Raw genomic sequence first — 18,818 nt, forward strand, 5'->3', positions numbered from 1 at the left:
TTTTATTGCGCGCGATTTACTGCGCGCGCAGACCCCGAGTCACGCGCAGGGCCAGCAGGCTACCGCCAACGATCACGGCGGCGAGCACATACAGCGCGGCATCGGTGGAACCGGTGGCATCCTTGATCCAGCCCACCAGGTATGGGCTGAGGAAGCCTGCCATCTGGCCCATCGAGTTGATCAGTGCCAGGCCGCCGGCGGCAGCGCCCGCACTGAGCAACGCGGTGGGCACCGGCCAGAACATCGGCAGGCCGGTCAGGGCGCCCATGGTCGCCAGGCTCAGGCCGAGAATGGCAATCGCCGGCGAACTGGCGAAGTTCACCGCGATCAACAGACCGACAGCGCCCATCAGCATCGGTACGACAAGGTGCCAGCGGCGCTCCTTGCGCAGGTCCGCCGAGCGCCCCACGAACAGCATGAACACGGCAGCCAGCAGGTAGGGAATCGCGCTGAGCCAGCCGATCACCAGGTTATCGCTGAAGCCGAGGTTCTTGATGATCGACGGCAGCCAGAAGTTGATGGCGTAGACGCCGCTCTGGATGCAGAAGTAGATCAGGCCGAACGCCCAGATCGCCGGGTTCTTGAACACCTCGCCCAGCGAGTCGCTGACGGTACGCGGCTTGTTGGCGGCGTCCTCGGCCTGGTCAGCCTCCAGTACTGCGCGTTCCTGGGCGGTCAGCCACTTGGCATGGGCGAACGAGTCGGCCAGCAGGAAGAAGGCGGCTATGCCCAACAGTACGGTCGGGATGCCTTGCAGCAGGAACATCCACTGCCAGCCCGAAAGTCCACCCTGGCCTGCGGCGAAGTGATTGAGAATCCAGCCGGAGAACGGGCTGCCGAGCAGCCCCGAGACCGGAATCGCCGACATGAACAAGGCCATGATGCGACCGCGGCGGAAGCTTGGGAACCACTGCGAAAGGTACAGCACCACGCCTGGGAAGAAACCGGCTTCCGCCGCACCGGTAAACAGGCGCAAGGTGTAGAACTGGGTCGGGGTGGTGACGAACAGCAGGCAGGTGGACAGCGCCCCCCAGGTGATCATCATCAAGGCAATCCAGCGCCGTGGGCCGAATCGGGTCAGTGCCAGGTTGCTCGGTACGCCGCACAAGACGTAGCCAATGAAGAAGATACCGGCACCGAGGCCGTATACCGTTTCACTGAACTTGAGGGCGTCGAGCATCTGCAGCTTGGCGAATCCAACGTTGACCCGGTCGAGGTAGTTGAACAGGTAGCAGATGAAGATGAAGGGGATCAGGCGCAGGGTGATGCGCTTGTATACGGCATTTTTCAAGTCAGCGGTGGCCTGGGGCAACGCGGCGCTCTGTGACATGTCGGTCTCTCTTTATTATGATTTTTCGCGATGCAAGAGTAACGTTGCTCGCCCTGTGAGTCTCGGCCACCCCGGCGTCGCTGTCTTTGTGCTGCTGCACAGGGTTTGCAGGCTTGACCTGTGCCGCTGAACAATTCACCTCAAGGCACCCAGACAAGGATTCATCCTCTCATGTTCGAACTGGAGCACGACCTCGCGCAGGACATCGTCGACCGCACGATGGCCATCCTGCCCTACAACGTGAACGTCATGGACAGCCAGGGGCTGATCCTCGGCAGTGGCGAGAAGGAGCGGATCAATACCCGTCACGAAGGCGCGCAACTGGTGTTGGCCAATGGTCGGGTGGTCGAAATCGACGTCCAGACCGCCAAATGCCTCAAGGGCGTGCAACCGGGCATCAATCTGCCGTTGCTGCACGACCAGCGCCTGATCGGTGTACTGGGCATCACCGGTGATCCGGACCAGTTGCGCACCTATGCCGCACTGGTGCGCATGACCGCCGAGATGCTGGTGGCGCAGCGACATCAGCAGGCCGAGCAGCAATGGCGGCGTCAACGCTGCGATGATCTGCTGGCGTTGCTGCTCGGCGACGGCGGCGACTCGCCACGGTTGCTCGACGAGGCCCGCCAGATGGGACTCAAGCCGCAACTGTCGCGGATTCCCTGCCTGTTCGAACTGGAGCCGGGGCAGGGCACCGACGCGCTGATTGCCTGGTTGCAGTCGCGCTATCCCGATAGCTGGTGCTTCAGTGCCTCCGAGTCCTCGCTCTTGTGGTGCCGCCCGGCGACGTTGTCACTGGATGAACCGCGCCTGCTGGAAAAGCTCGACGGGCTGGGCTGGAAGGTGCTGCGCATGGCCGTGGGCGGACCGGCTGACGGCCTGGCGGGATTGCGCCGCTGCTATCGCCGGGTCGGCGACCTGCTGGGCTACGGCCGTGAGATGCTGCCGCATACCCGTGTGCTGTTGCTCGATCGCTATCGCCTGCCGGTGTTGCTCTGGCGCTATCGAAACGACGATGCCCTGGAGGAACTGCTGACTCCGTTGCGCAAGGTGCTGGCCAAGGACAGCAATGGCCAGTTGCTCTCGACCCTGCGCAGTTGGTGCGAGCATGATGGCCAGAATCAGGCCTGCGCCGATGCGCTGGGTATCCATCGCAACAGCCTGCGGTACCGCATGGAGCGGATTACCGAACTCAGCGGCGTCGATCCGCTACGGCTCGATGGCATGCTGGCGCTGTACCTGGGCCTGCAACTGCTGCCCCAGGCTTGAGCCGAACGCCATGGAAACCGGCCCACAACGTGCCGGGTTTGTGTGAATGAACAATAAAGCCCGGCAATGCTTGTGCAGCAGACCGGCGTCATTCGCCGTTTCAACTGGCAGCATGGACGCTACAAGAACCGGAGAAGCCCCCCATGAAAATCATCATCGCCCCTGATTCCTTCAAGGACAGCCTGAGTGCCGACGGTGTGGCCAAGGCCATTGCCCAGGGGCTGGCCGAGGTCCTGCCGCAGGCGCAACTGCTCCAGTACCCGATGGCCGACGGGGGCGAGGGCACGGTGGAGTCGGTGCTCGCCGCCTGCAAGGGCGAGCCGCGTACCGAGACGGTCCGGGGGCCCCTGGGCAGCCCGGTGCAGGCCCGCTGGGGTTGGCTGCCACAAAGCCAGACCGCGATCATTGAAATGGCCGAGGCCAGTGGCCTGCAACGGGTCCCGACCGGACAGCGTGATGCGTGCATCACCAGCACCTTCGGCACGGGGCAGTTGATCGCCGCGGCCCTCGACGCCGGCGCCCGCAGAATCATCCTCGCCATCGGTGGCAGCGCCACCAATGATGCCGGCGCCGGCGCCCTGCAGGCACTCGGCCTGGGCCTGTTCGACGACCAGCAGCAACCATTGCCGTGTGGTGGCCTGGCCCTTGCGGGGCTGCATCGAATCGATCTGGCCGGGCTCGACCCGCGCCTTGCCGAGGTGCGTTTCGAGATCGCCGCCGACGTGAACAACCCGCTCTGTGGTGAACACGGAGCTTCGGCGATCTTTGGCCCGCAAAAGGGCGCCTCGCCGGCCCAGGTGCGTGAACTGGATGCCGCGCTCGGCCATTTTGCCGACTTGTGTGCCCAGGTGTTGCCAAGGGATGTCCGTGACGAGCCGGGTAGCGGTGCGGCCGGTGGATTGGGTTTTGCCGCCAAGGCTTTCTTCGACGCGCAGTTCCGTCCGGGGGTGGAAGTGGTTGCCGACCTGGTCGGGCTCGAGCAGGCGGTGCAGGGCGCCGACCTGGTCATCACCGGGGAGGGCCGGTTCGACGCCCAGACCCTGCGGGGCAAGACGCCTTTTGGCGTGGCGCGGATCGCTCGCCAGCACGGTGTGCCGGTCATCGTGCTGGCCGGTACCCTGGGTGATGGTTATGAGCAGATGTACCAGCACGGGGTCGATGCCGCCTTTGCCCTGGCATCCGGGCCGATGACGCTGGAGCAGGCCTGCGCCGATGCGCCAGGGCTGTTGTCGGCACGAGCCCGCGATATCGCCCGGGTCTGGAGGCTCGCCGCAACGCGTTGAGCACCAAACCGGTTGGTAGTGGCGAGCGGGCTTGCCCGCGCTGGGGTGCATGGCACCCCCGAACGCTGCATGCAGGGTGTGTCATGCACAACCGGGACTCAGGGCTCAGGGGGCTGAGCCCCCAGCGCGGGCGAGCCTGCTTTACCCCAGCGCCATTCATTGCAGGTCCGTTCACCGAAGGAGGGTGATGTCCTTCAGGGCATTCGGCGCTAAGCTTGCGAGTAGTCCGTTTGTCAGGAGACGCTCGATGGCTCGTGCCCGTCCGCAATTGATCAGTGCCAAGCTGGAAAAACCGTACCCCACCCAAGTCACTGTCGGCCTGCAAGAGGTCGACCTCAAGCGAACCCAGTGGCAGAAGCTCAAGCGCAAGGAGCGTGAAGCGGCGCTGGACAATCACTGGTTCCCCTGCGTACTCGGCCCCATCGATGCGTGAGCCTTCCCTGCAACATGCCGCTGCCACCCCCGTCCAACCTCGCCGCCTGGGCCCTGACCTGGTCGCCGGCCTGTCGATTGCCGGCCTGTTGTTGCCCGAGGCGGTTGCCTACTCGAGCATTGCCAATCTGCCACCCCAGGCCGGGGTGATCGCCCTGTTTGCCGGGTTGTTCTGCTATGGCCTGTTCGGTACCAGCCGTTTTGCGATCGTTTCGGCTACCTCGTCGTCCGCTGCGGTACTGGCGGCGGCCACCTTGTCGGTGGCCGGGACGGACCTGGCGTTGCGTCTGACCATGGCCATCGGCCTGGTGATGATCACCGGCCTGATGTTCCTGCTCGCCGGGCTGTTCAAGCTCGGCAGCGTGACGTCGTTCATTGCCAAGCCGGTCCTGCGCGGTTTTGCCTTCGGCCTGGCGGTGACCATCATTCTCAAGCAGGTGGCGAGCATCGTCGATGTGCATCCGCAGCACAGTGACCTGATCCGCTTCATCCCGGAGCTGCTCGGGCAACTGCCGCAGTGGAACTGGGCAAGCGCGTCGGTAGCGCTTGTGGCGTTGGTGCTGCTGGCGATCTTCGGGCGTCTGCGCCGCGTGCCGGGTGGGCTGCTGGTGGTGATGCTGGGTATCGTGGCGGGCAGGTGGCTGGATCTGCCGAGCCATGGCATCAACCTGATCGGGGTCATCGACCTGCAGTTGGCGGTGCCATCACTGCCGCGACTGGCTTTCTCCGACTGGCTGAAACTGGTGGAGCTGGGTTTTGCCCTGGTCATGATCCTGTATGCCGAGTCCTATGGTTCGATCAGCGCCTTTGCCCTCAAGCATGGTGATCGGGTCAGTTCGAACCGCGACCTGTTGGTGCTCGGTGGTGCCAACCTGCTGTCCGGGCTGTTTCATGGCATGCCGGCCGGTGCCGGGTATTCGGCAACCTCGGCCAATGAGGCCGCTGGTGCAACCTCGCGCTGCGCCGGGGTGGTGGCGGCGCTGGTCGTGCTGCTGATCGTCGCGACCCTGTTGCCGCTGATTGCGCTGACGCCCGAACCGGTGCTGGCGGCCATTGTCATTCATGCGTTGACCCGTGCCGTCAGCCTGGAGCCGCTGCAGCGCTATTTCGTCTGGCGACGGGATCGTTTCCTGGCAATCTGTGCGGTAGGGGCGGTGCTGTTGCTGGGGGTGCTGGACGGGCTGCTGGCGGCGGTGGCGATCAGCCTGATGCTGATGCTGCGCCAGATGTCATCGGCAGCCGTGCAGGTGCTTGGGCACCTGGCGCAGGGGCATGATTTCGTTGATTGCCAGTTGCACCCGCAGGCGCAGCAGGTGCCGGGCGTCCTGATCCTGCGCCCAGGGGAAGCGCTGTTTTTCGCCAATGCCGAACGGATCTTGCGCAGCGTGCAACGGTTGGCCGAGCAACAGGAACCGCCGGTGCGTGCGGTGATCCTGAGCCTGGAAGAGTCGCCGGATCTGGACGGGACCAGCATCGAGGCGCTGCAGGACTTCATCGTGCGTTTCAAGGGCGAGAACAAGATGCTGCTGTTTGCCCGCCTGAAGCATGAGGCGCACCAGGCCTTGCTGGCATTGCCGGAGGCGGATCTGTCCGAGGTCGTGCTCAGTGAGTTGAGCGTTTACGCCGTGGTGCAGCAGGTCGGTGCTGTCAAGGGCGGGGCCAATGCCTGATAGCGCAAAGGGGGCTGGCCAGGCTTCAGAGCCTCTTCGCGGGCAAGCCTCGCTCCTGCAGAAAAGGTGTCGTACGAACGACGCAGAGCCTGCAGGAGCAGGGCTTGCCCGCGAAGAAGCTCTCAAATCATGCGCCTACAGGTTCATGAGATCCTTGGCCTCCATGAACTGCACGCCCGCCGTCTCCATCTGCGCCATGGCCCGTTTCAGCGATCCATCCAGGTCGATGGCGCGGCAGGCGTCCGGGATCAGGACGGTGTTGAAGCCCGCCGCGCGTGCATCCAGGGCCGACCAGGCCACGCAATAGTCCAGGGCCAGGCCCACCAGGTACACCGTGTCGATGCCGCATTCCCTCAGGTAACCCGCCAGGCCGGTCGGCGTCTGGCGATCGGCTTCGACAAACGCCGAATAGCTGTCGATCTGCGGATTGCAGCCCTTGCGTATCACCAGTCGCGCATGGGGCAATTGCAGGTCGGCATGCAGTTGCGCGCCATGGCTGCCTTGCAGGCAATGGTCTGGCCAGAGTACCTGGGTGCCATAGGCCAGTTGCACGGTATCGAAAGGCTGGCGGCCGGGATGGCTGCTGGCGAACGAGGCATGGCCGGCAGGATGCCAGTCCTGGGCAATGATCACGTTGCGAAAGCGCGGGGCCAACCGGTTGATCAACGGCACGATTTCGTCGCCGCCGGCAACGGCCAGGTTGCCGCCGGGGATGAAGTCATTCTGCACGTCGATCACGATCAGGGCGCAGCGTGGGTCGTTCAAGGGCAGAGAGGTGGAGTTTGGCATGGGAATGTCCTTATGTACCCGGTTCAAGTGAGTGCCGAGCATACAAGCATGACACAGCTACCCGCGTCTGTAGCCAGTGCAAGAATGTGTCGGTACTGCGCGGTGCAACAGGTACGTGGTTGGCTGTCGCACCATGGAGAGAATCGCCCATGGCGCGATCAGCTAGGTGGCAAAGCGCTGGCGCAGAAGATCCGCCATGGTGTGCAGTTCCGGCGTCGGATTGCGCCCGATGAGCATGTAGGCATGGGCCTGGCCGACCCAAAACACCACGTTCATGCCACGGCGTACTTCCTCGGCGGGCGGCCTCGCGCTTTTCTTCGCTCGGGTGATGCACAGGGCCAGGGGCCCGTGTTTCGGGTCCAGGTAGGCCAGTTGGGCAATGGGCTCGCGCTCGTACTCGAGCATCTGCACGCGCTTGAGTTGCGCCCCTGGCAGCAGCAACTGCGTGGGCTCGAGCGCAATCCCGAGTCCCTTGTCCAGATTACGCAACTGAGCCTGCTGCGAGGCTTCGTCGTCCGGGAGGCCATCCAGAGTCTGCGTGGTGTAGAGCGTCATGTAGTCGGCGACCACGCTGCGCCAGTTGACGTCATCCTGCTGTTCCCTGGGTGCCTGCCACAACTGGAACAGGCGGTCGGCGGCAATCCCGGCGAACATGAAACTGGCCGCTACCGCTAGGAAGCCGCGCCGGCTCATCGAGGGTTTGGCCGGCTGTGCGGGCAGCGCCTCAAGCATGGCCTCCAGGCGGCTGCGCGGGGCTTGTTCCAGCAGCTCATCGTAGGCTGGCTGGAAGGGCAGGCTACTGCGCCCCAGCCATTCGACACGCTCGGCGACTTCAGCGTTTTCGGCGATGGCGACCGCTATCTGGGCGCGCTCCTCGGGCTCCAGCTGGTCGTCGAGAAACGCCACCAGCCGCTCATCGGAAGGCATGTGGTGAGAAAACTGGTCAGTCATCGCCGTTCTCCACGGGTTGAGGTGGGCACGGCACGCAGGGGCGGGTTGTCCGCCAGTTTCACGCGCGCGGCGGCGAGCCGGCTCATGACCGTACCGATCGGTACCTCGAGAATATGGGCCACTTCCTTGTACGACAGACCTTCGACATAGGCCAGGAACACGGTCTCGCGCTGGGCTTCGGGCAAGGCGTCGACACGCCTGATGACCTGCGCGGCCAGCACGTGGGTCTGTGCCACCTGTTCGCCGTCGAAGGCCAGTACCTCGTCGGCATCCACCTGGCCCTGGCCCCGGCGTACACGCTGGGAGCGGATCTCGTTGAGCCAGATCGAGTGCAGGATGCTGAAAAGCCAGCGATCCATGCGGGTGCCGGCAACGAATTGTTCGCCGCGCTCCAGCGCCCGGACGCAGGTAGCCTGCACCAGGTCTTCGGCGATGTGTCGTTGCCGGGACAACAGTAGGGCGTAACGCCACAGGCGTGTCAGGTGCTGACCCAGTTCGGCTCGTATTTCCTTGTCGCTGGCGATGGCAGCCTCCGCGTCTCTCGGTCTTCAGCTCTGGGTCGGATGGGCGATGGCATCGGCCAGGTCTTCATATTCTTCACACTGGGTGCCACACAGCGACTTGATCGTTTGCAACTGCTCCTGAGCCAGATCCAGTCGTCCCTTGATCACATAGGCCTCACCCAGGTACTCGCGGACCTGAGCGTAGCTCGGATCGAGCTTGACCGCCTGCAGGTAATAGCCGATCCCTTCGTCGGTACGTCCCAGTTTGCGGGTGGCGTAGCCACGGTAGTTCAGGGCCTTGGCGGTATTGGGGTTCTTCAGCGTATCGAGTACGTTCAGCGCCTCCTGGTACTGCTGGTCCTTGGCCAGGCTGTAGGCATAGTCGGCACGTGCATCGTCGCTGGCGCGACTGCTCACCAGAGGCTCACACTTGTTGGTTTTCGGGTTCCAGACCTGCTGACTGGTGCATTTGGGCTTGGGCGGTGCTGGCTCGTCGCCGGAAGCCAGTGCCAGGCTGCTCGAAAGTGCCGCGGCCAGGCCACCGGCGATCAGTACAGGAACGAGTAGGGTGCTTTTGCGAAGGCTCATGGGTAGTGCTCCAGAAGGTGGGCAACAATGAGAACGCCTGGAAGCGGGGTTTTATTCGGTACGGTGGAAAATTAATTCATGCGGCGCACAACCGCTATGGAAGCTGAATAGGGATTCGATGGAAGCGAGCAGGCGAACCCGCTCGCATCCAGTCGTTACGACGGATTACAAGCCTAGTTCAGAAAGCCCTGGATGGTCGTCCGGACGGCGGCCCAGTGGCCAGTGAAACTTGCGCTCCTCGGCCTTGATCGGCATGTCGTTGACGCAGGCGAAACGGCGAGCCATCAGGCCGTTCTCGTCGAACTCCCAGTTCTCGTTGCCGTAGGAGCGGAACCAGTTGCCCGAGTCGTCATGCCATTCATAGGCATAGCGCACGGCAATGCGGTTGTCGGTAAAGGCCCAGAGCTCCTTGATCAAACGGTAATCCAGCTCCTTGGCCCACTTGCGGGTCAGGAACGCCTTGGCTTCCTCGCGATTGTGGGCGAACTCCGCACGGTTGCGCCACTGGGTGTCCAGGGTATAGGCCAGGGACACGCGTTGCGGATCGCGGGAGTTCCAGCCGTCTTCGGCCAGGCGAACCTTCTCGATCGCCGATTCGCGAGTGAAAGGGGGAAGTGGCGGGCGAACGTCTGCGTTAGATGACATGGCAATGTCTCCAATTAAATAGGTTTCAGACTGATGTAGCGCTTTTTATCCAGGCGACAGTCGACCGGGCAGGAAAAATGCCATCCGTGTTGAGCTGCTTTTCCGGCTCAGGCCGTTGTCAGAGCGCCAATAACTTCCGCGCCATGCATTGCGCATTATCGGCTGCACCGTGGTCACCCATGACCAGTGCCACGGTAATGGCGCCGTCGATCAGGATCAGCAGTTGCCGGGCAACCACCAACGGATCGTCGATGCCATGTGCTTCACAGAGCTCGACGAGGTAGTCGAGCAGTTTCTGCTTGTGTTCCTTGGCCAGCAGGCGCACCGGGTCCTGCGGGTCGCCGGTCTCGCCGGCGGTATTGATGAAGGCACAACCCCGAAAACCTTCGGAGGCGAACCAGCCACCCAGCACGGTGAAGAGGCTGAGCAGTCGCTCGCCGCTGGTCGGGGCCTTGTCGACCTCGTCGCGGTACCACTGCATCCAGCGGATATCGCGCCGCCGCAGGGCCTCCACCGTGAGGTCGTCCTTGGTGCCAAAATGCTTGTAGATGCTCTTGCGCGCCACACCGGAGGTCTTGACCAGCAGATCGATCCCGGTGGCATGGATGCCGCCCTGATAGATGAGCCTTTCAGCCGTGTCCAGAAGGGTTTCGCGCGTTGGGTTGGGAGTGTTTTCGTTCATGGGAGAGATGGTAGAACGATCGTTCTCCATGGTCAACCCCGAATTTCAAATTTGCATCCGCGGCGGTTCGAAGCCCCGGTAGGCCCGGGTTCAAACCCCCTCGGTGTACGTCGGATCACGGCCGACCCCGCAATGCTGTGGGCGCCGGCCGCGTGAGATGTCAGACCTTGAAGAAGCTGACCTTGCGCGTCAGGTTGTCGGCCAGTGCCGAGAGCTCCCGGCTGGACAGGGCGACCTGGTTGGAGCCGACCGAAGTTTCCACGGCGGCATCGTGGATGCGATTGATGTTCTGGTTCACTTCCTGGGTGGCGACACCTTGCTGGGTGGAGGCGCTGGCGATCTGGGCGTTCATGTCGTTGATCGCGCCGACCTCCTGGCGGATACGGACCAGTGCATTTTCCGCGACGCGGGTCTGCTCGACGGTTCGCTGTGCCAGCTCCCGGCTGTTGCGCATGATTTCGGCAGTGTCACTGGCGCCCGATTGCAGCTGTCCGACCATCTCGCGAATTTCCCGGGTCGAATCCTGGGTTCGCGTGGCCAGGGAGCGGACTTCATCCGCCACCACGGCAAACCCCCGTCCGGCCTCGCCAGCGCGGGCTGCCTCGATGGCGGCATTGAGGGCCAGCAGGTTGGTGCGCTCGGCAATCGAATTGATCACGGCAACGACGTTTTCGATGGCCTGGCTGTCATGGGACACGCGACCCACCGATTCGGCCGCCTCGTCCAGCACCTTGGCCAGTTGCTGCATGTCGCTGGCCGTGGTCTGCACCACCTGCTTGCCGCTCTCGACCGCCTGGTCGGCGGCGCTACTGGCCTGCGCGGCATTTTGGGCATACGCCGCGATTTCGTGAACGGTGGCTGCCATCTGGTTGACCGCAGTGGCCATGCGTTCGGTTTCCCCGGTCTGCAGGCGCATCTGCTGGCTGTTGCTCTCGGAACTGGCCAGCAGCTGCGAGGACGAGCCCATCAGGTCATGAGCGACGGCGCGTACCTGGGTGATGGTCTCGGCCAGGTGGCGGTTGCTGGTTTTCAGGGTGCCCATGACACTGTCGGGGTGGCGAGTGTCGATTACCGTATCGAGTTGACCCTCAGCCAATTGCCGTATCGCATCGGCTACCGCTTCCGGCTCGGCGCCAAGCGTCGACTTGAGGTTGCGGATGATCAGCACCGAAACCAGCACACTGAGCAGCACGGCAATCGTGGTGACCAGCAGCATCAAGGTGGCGAAGTGACTGGCCGTGGTACGCACTTCGGCCAGTTGCTTGCCGATCGAGGCTTCCTCGTAGTCGATCAAGGCGTTGATACGCTTGAGCCACTCCTGGTAGGCCGGGGAAATATCGCTCAGCAGGAATGCCTGGGCCTTGTCCATGTCGCCTTGGCGGCGCACTTCGATCAGGCGGGCGGTGAGTGCCTGGGTGGTGCGTTCACTGTCCTTGATGTCTCCCAGCAGCCGGCGCTCGGTGTCTGATGCCCCCATCTTGCTGAAAATCGTGTCCATCGGCTGCGCCGAGGCCTGGTAGTCGGCGTTCAGTTTCTCGATGTTGCCCAGGTGGTTCTGCAGGCCGGCATTGTCACGCACCAGCACGGCATCGCGGATGGCAATGGCGCGATCATGCACGCTACCGCGGAAGTTGATCGCATAGCGTTGCTTGACTGCGCTGTCGTCACTGACATTGGTCAGCGTGGAGTCGATCAGGCCGACACGGTTGACCCCGATCAGGGTGACCAGGGTCAGGAGCGAAAGCACCAGCCCAAAGCCCAATCCAAGGCGTTTGGCGATTGTCAGGGAGCGGGGCATTTCAGGTTTCCTTAGCGTAAACGCAGGATTGATGTCAGTGAGCCATTACTTGGGTAGCGTTGTATCGCGTTACAAGGGCACCCCGTATTTGTTTTTATCTATCGCCATGATGGGACGAACCTCTCAGAGTTGGCAGCAATGACCTGTTCGAACACGAGCATCCAGCGCAATGCATGGTGTAAGCTCACTCATCCTCCGAATTCGACTCGAGCCCTATGCCGTCGCTTTTCAAACGTTCCCTGTTACCCAAACTGCGCAGCTTCCCGCTGGCTGCCGACTCCCTGACCATCCTGCCTTCGGCCGCCGAGTTCCGCCGCTGTCTCCTGGAGCGGATCGCCACGGCGCGTCAGCGCATCACCCTGGTGGCGTTGTACTTGCAGGAGGATGAGGCCGGGCAGGAAATCCTCGATGCGCTGCACGCGGCCAAGGCGGCTCGCCCAACGCTTGAAATCGTCGTGGTGGTCGACTGGCTGCGGGCCCAGCGCGGACTGATCGGTGCAGCCAAGCAGCCGGGCAATAGCGCCTGGTACCAGGCGCAGACCCGGGCCCATGAGACCGAGGTGCCGATCTACGGCGTGCCGGTACAGACCCGCGAGCTGTTCGGGGTGCTGCACCTCAAGGGCTTCATCATCGACGATTGCGTGATCTATAGCGGCGCCAGCCTGAACAACGTGTACCTGCACAAATTCGACAAGTACCGTTTCGACCGCTATCACCTGCTGCACAACAAGGCCCTGGCCGATTCGATGCAGGGCCTGGTGTACAAGGAGTTGCTGGCCTCCCATGCAGTCTGTCGCCTGGACCTGCCGAGCCTGCCGACCACCCGCAGCCTGCGCGGCGGTATTGGCGATCTGCGCAGCCGACTCAAAAGCGCCCAGTACGACACCCGGGCAGGTGGCGAGCCGAGCTTCAGCCTGTCGGTCAGCCCGTTGCTGGGGTTGGGCAAGAACAACCCATTGAGCCGAGTGATCTGCGAGCTGATTGCCGCCAGCCAACTGCAACTGACCATCTGCACGCCGTACTTCAACCTGCCGCTGGCGGTGACCCGGGAAATCAACCGGGCGCTGGAACGCGGGGTGAAGATCGACATCATCGTCGGCGACAAGACCGCCAACGACTTCTACATCCCGCCCAGCGAGCCGTTCAAGGTCATCGCGGCATTGCCGTACCTGTACGAGATCAGCCTGCGGCGTTTCGCCAAGCGGCACCAGGCGGCAATCGACAAGGGCTTGTTGAACCTGCACCTGTGGCGTGATGGTGACAACACCTATCATCTCAAGGGCATGTGGGTTGACCAGCGCTATACCTTGCTGACCGGCAACAACCTCAATCCGCGAGCCTTTCGCCTCGACCTGGAAAACGCCTTGCTGATCGACGATCCACGCAGTGAGCTGCTGGAAGTGCGGGCACGGGAGTTGGAACTGATTCTGCAAAACACACAGCGGATCGCCAGCTTCAGGGAGCTGGATACACTGCTGGACTACCCGGAGGCGGTGGGCAAGTTCCTGCGGCGGGTGAGTCGGGTGAAGATCGAGCGATTGCTCTATCGGATGCTCTGATTCGTTGTTGGGGCGGCGGGTTGCTGGCGATAGCGCTGAGCCTGGCACCCTGGATCTCATTGAATGGCCGCCTTTGGCGGATCGCCAGCAAGCCGGCTCCTACAGGCTTCATGGCGCGCCTGTCACGCATGCATGACGCCAAAAACCTGTAGGGGGGGCCAGGTCTGTCGGGGCGACAGACCTCCCAGGCGACCGCATTCGCCCGGGAGGCACCACGACCTTAGTTCAGGCCCAGCTTGCCGCGCAGGGTCGACAGGTCTTCTGCCAGGGTGTTGACCGGGCCGACCAGGGCCTTGCGGTCATTTTCCTTGACCTTGTCATAGGTCTCGAAGCCGCCGTCCTTGGTCTTGTACTTGGCCAGGATCTTTTCCACGGTGGCAAAGTTCTTGTCGACTTTGGCGGCGAAGGCCTTGTCCTGCTTCTCGATCTGCGGACGGAACAGGTCGACGATTTTCTTCGCGCCGTCGATGTTGCCCTGGAAGTCATACAGGTCGGTATGGCTGTAGCGGTCTTCCTCGCCGGAGACCTTGGTCGCAGCCACTTCTTCCAACAGGGCGGCAGCGCCACCCACGACTTTCTCAGGCGGGAAGGTCAGACCGGCAACGCGCGATTGCAGCTCCTTCACGTTCTTGTCCAGGCCGTCGGCCAGATCGCCCAGGCCCTGGGTCGAGTTCTCGGAGAACAGGCTGTACTCCAGGCGGTGGAAACCGGTGAAGTCCTCGGCCTTGACGCCTTTTTCGTGGTCGTCGACGCGGGAGTCGATGGCCGCGTCCAGGTCACTGAACAGCTCGGCGATCGGTTCGATCGACTCGTAGTGAACGCGGGTAGGGGCGTAGAGCTTCTTGGCGGTCGCCAGGTCGCCTTTCTTCACGGCGTCGGTGAACTGCTGGGTCTTGCTGGCCAGTTGGTCAAGCTGCTCGGTGACGTAGATCTTGTAGTCCGAAACCGGGCCCACCAGGTCCAGCGGTGCAGTGGCCGCGAAAGCGGAGAGCGGAGCGTGCAGCAGGCCGACGGCCAACAACAAAGCAAGAGGCGACTTCTTCATGAGAACTTCCCAGGTGAGTTAAGGATTAAGCCTTGGATTTTTGTTGTGTTGCAGAAAGCAGCGAGCGACCGATGAAGTCCTGGTCGCCGGTGACACCCGGCAAGGTGAAGAAATAACCGCCACCGATAGGCTTGAGGTATTCCTCCAGGGGCTCGCCGTTGAGTCGGGTCTGGACAGTGATGAAGCCTTGTTCCAGGTTCGACTGGTAGCAGATGAACAACAGGCCCATCTCCAGCTGGCCGTTCTTGCTGACGCCATTGGAGTAGTTGAACGGCCGGCGCAGGATCAGGTTGCGCTGCGACTCGGGAGTGCGCGGATTGGCCAGGCGGATGTGGGAATCGAGCCGGATGCGTTTGCCCTCCGGGTCATTGCTGTAGTCCGGGACCTCGGCTTCGGTCTTGCCACCGATAGGCGCGCCGGTGATTTTCTCCCGGCCAAAGATGCTTTCCTGTTCCTGTAGCGGGGTACGGTCCCAGCGCTCGACCAGGTTGCGGATGATCCGCACCGCCTGATAGCTGCCGTTGGCGGCCCAGGCCGGCTCGTCGCTGCCGGGCTGAACCCAGACGATGCGGTCCATGGCGCTGTTGTCGTTGGAGTCCGGGTTGGCCGAGCCATCACGGAAACCGAGGAAGTTGCGCGCGCTCTGGGCCGGCTCGCCAGGCTTGGCCGGTGCCTGTGGCGGGACGGTGCCTTCCTGCTTCCAGCGCACCAGCAGCAGGTCCGGGGTGTTCTTGACGATGTCGCGCAGGGCGTGGATGTTGGTGTCCGGGGTGTTGGAGCAGAACTGGATGCTCAGGTCGCCATGGCACAGGCCCGGTTGCAGCGCATCGTTGGGGAAACCGACCATCTGGCTCAGGCGCTTGGGCTTGACCGATTCCAGGCCGAAGCGCTCGTCGAACAGCGAGTTGCCAACCGAGACGGTGATGGTCAGGTTGTCCGGGGTGACGACCGGACCGAGGATGCCGGAGTCCAGGGGCGGCAGCTTCGGATCGATCTGCCGGACTGCGCCGCCACTCATCAGGAATGCAATGCGTTCGTTGAGGGTGCGGAACAGTCGCTCCAGGTCCTTGCGGTCGCTGGCCAGGACGTCGAAGGCGACGAACATGCCGGCCGCCGGGCGCGGCGTGACGATGCCGGTCTGGTGCTTGCCATGGAATTCGTGGCGGTCCTGGGTCTTCTCGCTGCTCGGGGCCTGGGTGACCTGGGACTGGGTTTGCGAGGCGGCCATGGCCGGGCAGCTCAGGGCACTGCCGGCGATGGCGGCGCCAGCCACGCCCATGCCCAACAGGACACGGCGGCGGTCGGCGGAAAATTCGTTGTTGCGCTCTGTTGAATCGCTCATGTTCGGGTCGTCTGCTGGTTACAGGCCGGAAAGGCCAAGGGCTGGGTCGATTCCATCGAGTGCATCGGCCAGGACCTTGGCCTTGTCGGCAATCTGTTTGCGCTTATCAGCGCCGACCGTGTCGTAGGTGACATAGCTGTCGCCGTTGCGCAGGCCATTGAGTTCGGCATCCAGGGCCACTGCGGCGCTGTCGAGCTTGGGCAGCAGATCGGCGGCCGACTTCACCAGCAGCGGACGCAGCAGGTCGATGACCTTGCGCGTGGCCTGCAGGTTGGCTGCGAAGCCGTTCAGGTCGACATGGCTGTAGCGTTCTTCCTCGCCACTGCTGCCACGGGTTTCGGCGATGCTGTGCATGCTGCGGGCGACGATGCTGACCAGTTGCTCCGGGGGTAGCGACTGGGCCAGCAGCTGCTGCTTGAGGGTGATCACGTCTGCTTGCAGGCGTTCGACCACCGGCTTCAGGCCGTCGAGGCTGCGCTGCTGGAACAGGCCGTATTCGATACGGTGGAAGCCGTTGAAGCCGGTGTCCTGCTCGCGTTTTTCGTAGTAGTCGGCGCGGGCGTTGATGCCGTTGTCCAGTTCGGAGAAACGCTGGGCCGCCGGAGCCAGACGCTGGTAGGCCTCACGGGCCGGCACGTAGAGCGCCTGCGCCTGGGTCAGGTCGCCAGCGGCAATCGCCTGCTGCAGGGCGTCGACCGCCTTGATCAGGGCTCCGCCCTGGGTGCTCAGGTAGACACGGAACTCCGACAGCGGACCAATGAACGCGGTCATCGACGGACGGGCCTTGGCGGCCGCTTCCGAAGCCGCTGTCGGGGTCACGTGCAGGGTGCCACGCGGGTTGCTCAGCAGGCCGCAGGTGATGACGTAGTCGCCAGGGGCAAGGTTGGCGTTGATCACCTGGCTCAGGCCTGGCGCTATGTTCTCGCGCTCTTCGACGACCAGTACGCCGTCGAGGATTTCCCATTCCACCGCACGATCGGACTTGTTGACGATACGGAAGCTGTTCGGCCCGGCCGGCACGGTCAGCGCGTTCGGGTCGCAACTGTGGCCGAGGATATTGACCGTAATCTCGTTGTGATGGCTTTGCCGCTTGCTCGCGGCCAGTTGCGAGGCGTAGTAGAACAGTCCACCGGCCGCGATCATCACGATCACCGAGCCGGCTACCGCCCAGCGCAGGGCCTGGGGCGGTTTGCCAGTTGCAGGGTTGGACATGGGTAACCTTACTGGTTGGTAACGGAAGAGGTTTGCTTGGCGGCCGACGGTGCAGCCGGGATGAAGAACATCACCAGGGCGACCACCAGGTACAGCAGGTAGGCGGCCAGCACGCTGACGGTCGGTGCATCCTGGTAGCCGAACATCCCGGCCAGGACTGAACCGGCAGGGCCATCCATCGGCAGTGTGGCGCTGATATCGAAGACCACATCCTGCAGGTGGTTCCACAGGCCGGCTTCATGCAGCGCCTGCACCGAGTTGGCGAGGATGCCGGCGGCCACCACGAGGATGAACAGCCCGGTCCAGCGGAAGAACAGGCCCAGGTTCAGGCGCATGCTGCCGCTGTAGATGGCAAAACCGACAAGGATCGCCAGGATCAGGCCGAGCAGGGCACCGATGGGGGCACCTGGCCCTTCGCTCTGCTGGAACACCGCCAGCAGGAAGAACACGGTTTCCAGGCCTTCGCGAGCCACGGCGAAGAACACCATGGCGATCAGCGCCCAGACTTGATGCCTGGAGGCAGCCAGGGCATGGTCGAGGGAGACGTGCAGGGAATGCTTGATGGAGCGCGAGACCTTGCGCATCCAGAACACCATCGAGCTGAGGATGCCGACGGCAACCAGGCCGACGATGCCCTCGAACAGTTCCTGCTGTTTTTGCGGGAATTCGGCGCTCATCAGCTCCAGGCCGCCGCCCACCAGCAGCGCGAGGGCAGCGGCGAGAAACACCCCGATCCAGACGGCGGGCATCCATTGGCCACGGCCAGTCTGCTTGAGATAACTGGCAATAATGCCAACGATGAGCGCGGCTTCGATGCCTTCGCGCAACATGATCAGAAAGGGAACCAGCATTCGGCGATCGCGTCCGTTACAAAAGTGGATAGTAATTTGTAACATAATGATACTCATTACTAAACAGCTTTTACGGCTTATAGCTGAACCGGGGCTGAACGGCAGGGCCTCACCTGTCAGGTGGCCAAGGCGAAATCGACTGCCGCTCCTGCATGCAGCTCGGTGGTGTCGAGCAACGGCAGGTGGCTGTGTTCGGGCTTGATCAGCAAGCCGATTTCAGTGCAGCCCAGGATGATCGCCTGCGCACCGCGCGCCGCCAGCCTCGCGATGATCTGCTGGTAAACCTGCCGTGAGTCTTCGTTGATGACGCCCACGCACAGCTCGTCATAGATGATCCGGTGCACGGCCTGGCGTTCCTCGGCCTCGGGGATCAGCACCTCCAGTCCCTGGGCCACCAGCCGTTGCTTGAGAAAATCCTGTTCCATGGTGAAGGCGGTTCCGAGCAGGCCGACCCGGGTTGCACCCCTGGCCAGCGCGGCTCGTCCGGTCGGCGTGGCGATATGCAGGAAGGGGATGCTCACGGCCCCCTCGATCTGTTCTGCCAGCCGGTGCATGGTGTTGGTGCAGAGCACCACGCACTCGGCGCCGCCGGCCTGCAGTCGCCGGGCCGCATCCTGCAGGATCAGCCCGGCGTCATCCCAGCGTCCGGCGTGCTGGGCCTGTTCGACAGGGCCGAAGTCGACGCTGTACATTAGCAGCGATGCCGAGCGCAGCGGGCCGAGACGCGAACGAACCTGCTGGTTGATGATCCGGTAGTATTCGGCGCTGGACTCCCAGCTCATGCCGCCGATAAGGCCGATGGTGCGCATGCGGTGCTCCTGTCGATGGGGGAGCGTGCAGTCTGCTCTCTGGCGTCGAGTGCGATCTAT

At 63.1% G+C, this 18,818-nt stretch carries 18 protein-coding genes; 5 read left to right on the forward strand and 13 right to left on the reverse strand.

Translation table 11 applies throughout. The features are described from left to right. Nucleotides 1–16 precede the first annotated feature (16 nt). The gene (locus tag HU752_RS16255) at nt 17–1,330 is read right to left on the reverse strand and encodes an MFS transporter (RefSeq protein WP_186676477.1); all 1,314 of its coding nucleotides are present in this window, start codon (nt 1,328–1,330) and stop codon (nt 17–19) included. A gap of 171 nt (nt 1,331–1,501) precedes the next feature. Here HU752_RS16255 and HU752_RS16260 point away from each other — a divergent pair, with 171 nt between their 5' ends. From HU752_RS16260 to HU752_RS16275, 4 genes are all read left to right on the forward strand, one after another. After that, nucleotides 1,502–2,599, forward strand: a complete 1,098-nt coding sequence (locus tag HU752_RS16260; RefSeq protein WP_186676474.1) for a sugar diacid recognition domain-containing protein — start codon at nt 1,502–1,504, stop codon at nt 2,597–2,599. A 143-nt stretch (nt 2,600–2,742) separates the two neighbouring features. After that, nucleotides 2,743–3,882, forward strand: a complete 1,140-nt coding sequence (locus tag HU752_RS16265; protein ID WP_186676471.1) for a glycerate kinase — start codon at nt 2,743–2,745, stop codon at nt 3,880–3,882. A 247-nt stretch (nt 3,883–4,129) separates the two neighbouring features. Beyond that, nucleotides 4,130–4,315 carry a ParB-like protein gene (locus HU752_RS16270; RefSeq protein WP_186676468.1) on the forward strand — a complete coding sequence of 62 codons (186 nt, stop codon included), beginning with the start codon at nt 4,130–4,132 and terminating at the stop codon, nt 4,313–4,315. Continuing rightward, on the forward strand, nt 4,308–5,984 hold the full coding sequence (locus tag HU752_RS16275) for a SulP family inorganic anion transporter (RefSeq protein WP_186676465.1): 1,677 nt from the start codon (nt 4,308–4,310) through the stop codon (nt 5,982–5,984). Before HU752_RS16270 ends, HU752_RS16275 begins: the two co-directional genes overlap by 8 nt. Before the next feature lie 135 nt (nt 5,985–6,119). On the opposite strand, the gene pncA is transcribed toward HU752_RS16275, so the two are convergent. The 7 genes from pncA to HU752_RS16310 all read right to left on the reverse strand — a co-directional run bounded on the left by pncA (nt 6,120) and on the right by HU752_RS16310 (nt 11,940). Further along, nucleotides 6,120–6,755: a bifunctional nicotinamidase/pyrazinamidase gene (pncA, locus tag HU752_RS16280; protein ID WP_437182372.1), complete on the reverse strand. Its 636-nt coding sequence runs from the start codon at nt 6,753–6,755 to the stop codon at nt 6,120–6,122. A gap of 180 nt (nt 6,756–6,935) precedes the next feature. Next, nucleotides 6,936–7,724, reverse strand: coding sequence for an anti-sigma factor family protein (locus HU752_RS16285; RefSeq protein ID WP_186676454.1), 789 nt, complete (start codon nt 7,722–7,724; stop codon nt 6,936–6,938). After that, on the reverse strand, nt 7,721–8,179 hold the full coding sequence (locus HU752_RS16290; protein ID WP_437182373.1) for an RNA polymerase sigma factor: 459 nt from the start codon (nt 8,177–8,179) through the stop codon (nt 7,721–7,723). The genes HU752_RS16285 and HU752_RS16290 overlap by 4 nt, the downstream gene beginning before the upstream one ends. A 93-nt stretch (nt 8,180–8,272) precedes the next feature. Continuing rightward, nucleotides 8,273–8,815, reverse strand: coding sequence for a tetratricopeptide repeat protein (locus HU752_RS16295; protein ID WP_186676450.1), 543 nt, complete (start codon nt 8,813–8,815; stop codon nt 8,273–8,275). A gap of 165 nt (nt 8,816–8,980) precedes the next feature. After that, nucleotides 8,981–9,460, reverse strand: coding sequence for a nuclear transport factor 2 family protein (locus HU752_RS16300; RefSeq protein ID WP_186676447.1), 480 nt, complete (start codon nt 9,458–9,460; stop codon nt 8,981–8,983). Between the two features lie 118 nt (nt 9,461–9,578). Further along, the gene (locus tag HU752_RS16305; protein WP_186676446.1) at nt 9,579–10,142 is read right to left on the reverse strand and encodes a TetR/AcrR family transcriptional regulator; all 564 of its coding nucleotides are present in this window, start codon (nt 10,140–10,142) and stop codon (nt 9,579–9,581) included. Nucleotides 10,143–10,302: 160 nt separating this feature from the next. Beyond that, complete coding sequence (locus HU752_RS16310; RefSeq protein ID WP_186676444.1) at nt 10,303–11,940, reverse strand: methyl-accepting chemotaxis protein; 1,638 nt, start codon at nt 11,938–11,940, stop codon at nt 10,303–10,305. A gap of 215 nt (nt 11,941–12,155) precedes the next feature. Between HU752_RS16310 and pssA the strand changes: the two genes are divergently transcribed. Then, nucleotides 12,156–13,499, forward strand: coding sequence for a CDP-diacylglycerol--serine O-phosphatidyltransferase (pssA, locus tag HU752_RS16315; RefSeq protein WP_186676441.1), 1,344 nt, complete (start codon nt 12,156–12,158; stop codon nt 13,497–13,499). 220 nt (nt 13,500–13,719) lie between these two features. On the opposite strand, the gene efeO (HU752_RS16320) is transcribed toward pssA, so the two are convergent. The 5 genes from efeO (HU752_RS16320) to HU752_RS16340 all read right to left on the reverse strand — a co-directional run bounded on the left by efeO (HU752_RS16320) (nt 13,720) and on the right by HU752_RS16340 (nt 18,758). After that, nucleotides 13,720–14,544 carry an iron uptake system protein EfeO gene (gene efeO / locus HU752_RS16320; protein ID WP_186676431.1) on the reverse strand — a complete coding sequence of 275 codons (825 nt, stop codon included), beginning with the start codon at nt 14,542–14,544 and terminating at the stop codon, nt 13,720–13,722. Nucleotides 14,545–14,569: 25 nt separating this feature from the next. Beyond that, nucleotides 14,570–15,886 carry an iron uptake transporter deferrochelatase/peroxidase subunit gene (efeB, locus tag HU752_RS16325; RefSeq protein ID WP_186676428.1) on the reverse strand — a complete coding sequence of 439 codons (1,317 nt, stop codon included), beginning with the start codon at nt 15,884–15,886 and terminating at the stop codon, nt 14,570–14,572. An 18-nt stretch (nt 15,887–15,904) separates the two neighbouring features. Further along, complete coding sequence (efeO, locus tag HU752_RS16330; RefSeq protein ID WP_186676416.1) at nt 15,905–17,098, reverse strand: iron uptake system protein EfeO; 1,194 nt, start codon at nt 17,096–17,098, stop codon at nt 15,905–15,907. 8 nt (nt 17,099–17,106) lie between these two features. Beyond that, entirely contained in the window at nt 17,107–17,949 is an 843-nt protein-coding gene (efeU, locus tag HU752_RS16335; protein ID WP_186676414.1) for an iron uptake transporter permease EfeU, read from the reverse strand. A 116-nt stretch (nt 17,950–18,065) separates the two neighbouring features. Beyond that, on the reverse strand, nt 18,066–18,758 hold the full coding sequence (locus HU752_RS16340; RefSeq protein ID WP_186676411.1) for an aspartate/glutamate racemase family protein: 693 nt from the start codon (nt 18,756–18,758) through the stop codon (nt 18,066–18,068). Between the last annotated feature and the right edge of the window lie 60 nt (nt 18,759–18,818).

Source organism: Pseudomonas vanderleydeniana (genome assembly GCF_014268755.2).
Classification (GTDB): Bacteria; Pseudomonadota; Gammaproteobacteria; order Pseudomonadales; family Pseudomonadaceae; genus Aquipseudomonas; species Aquipseudomonas vanderleydeniana.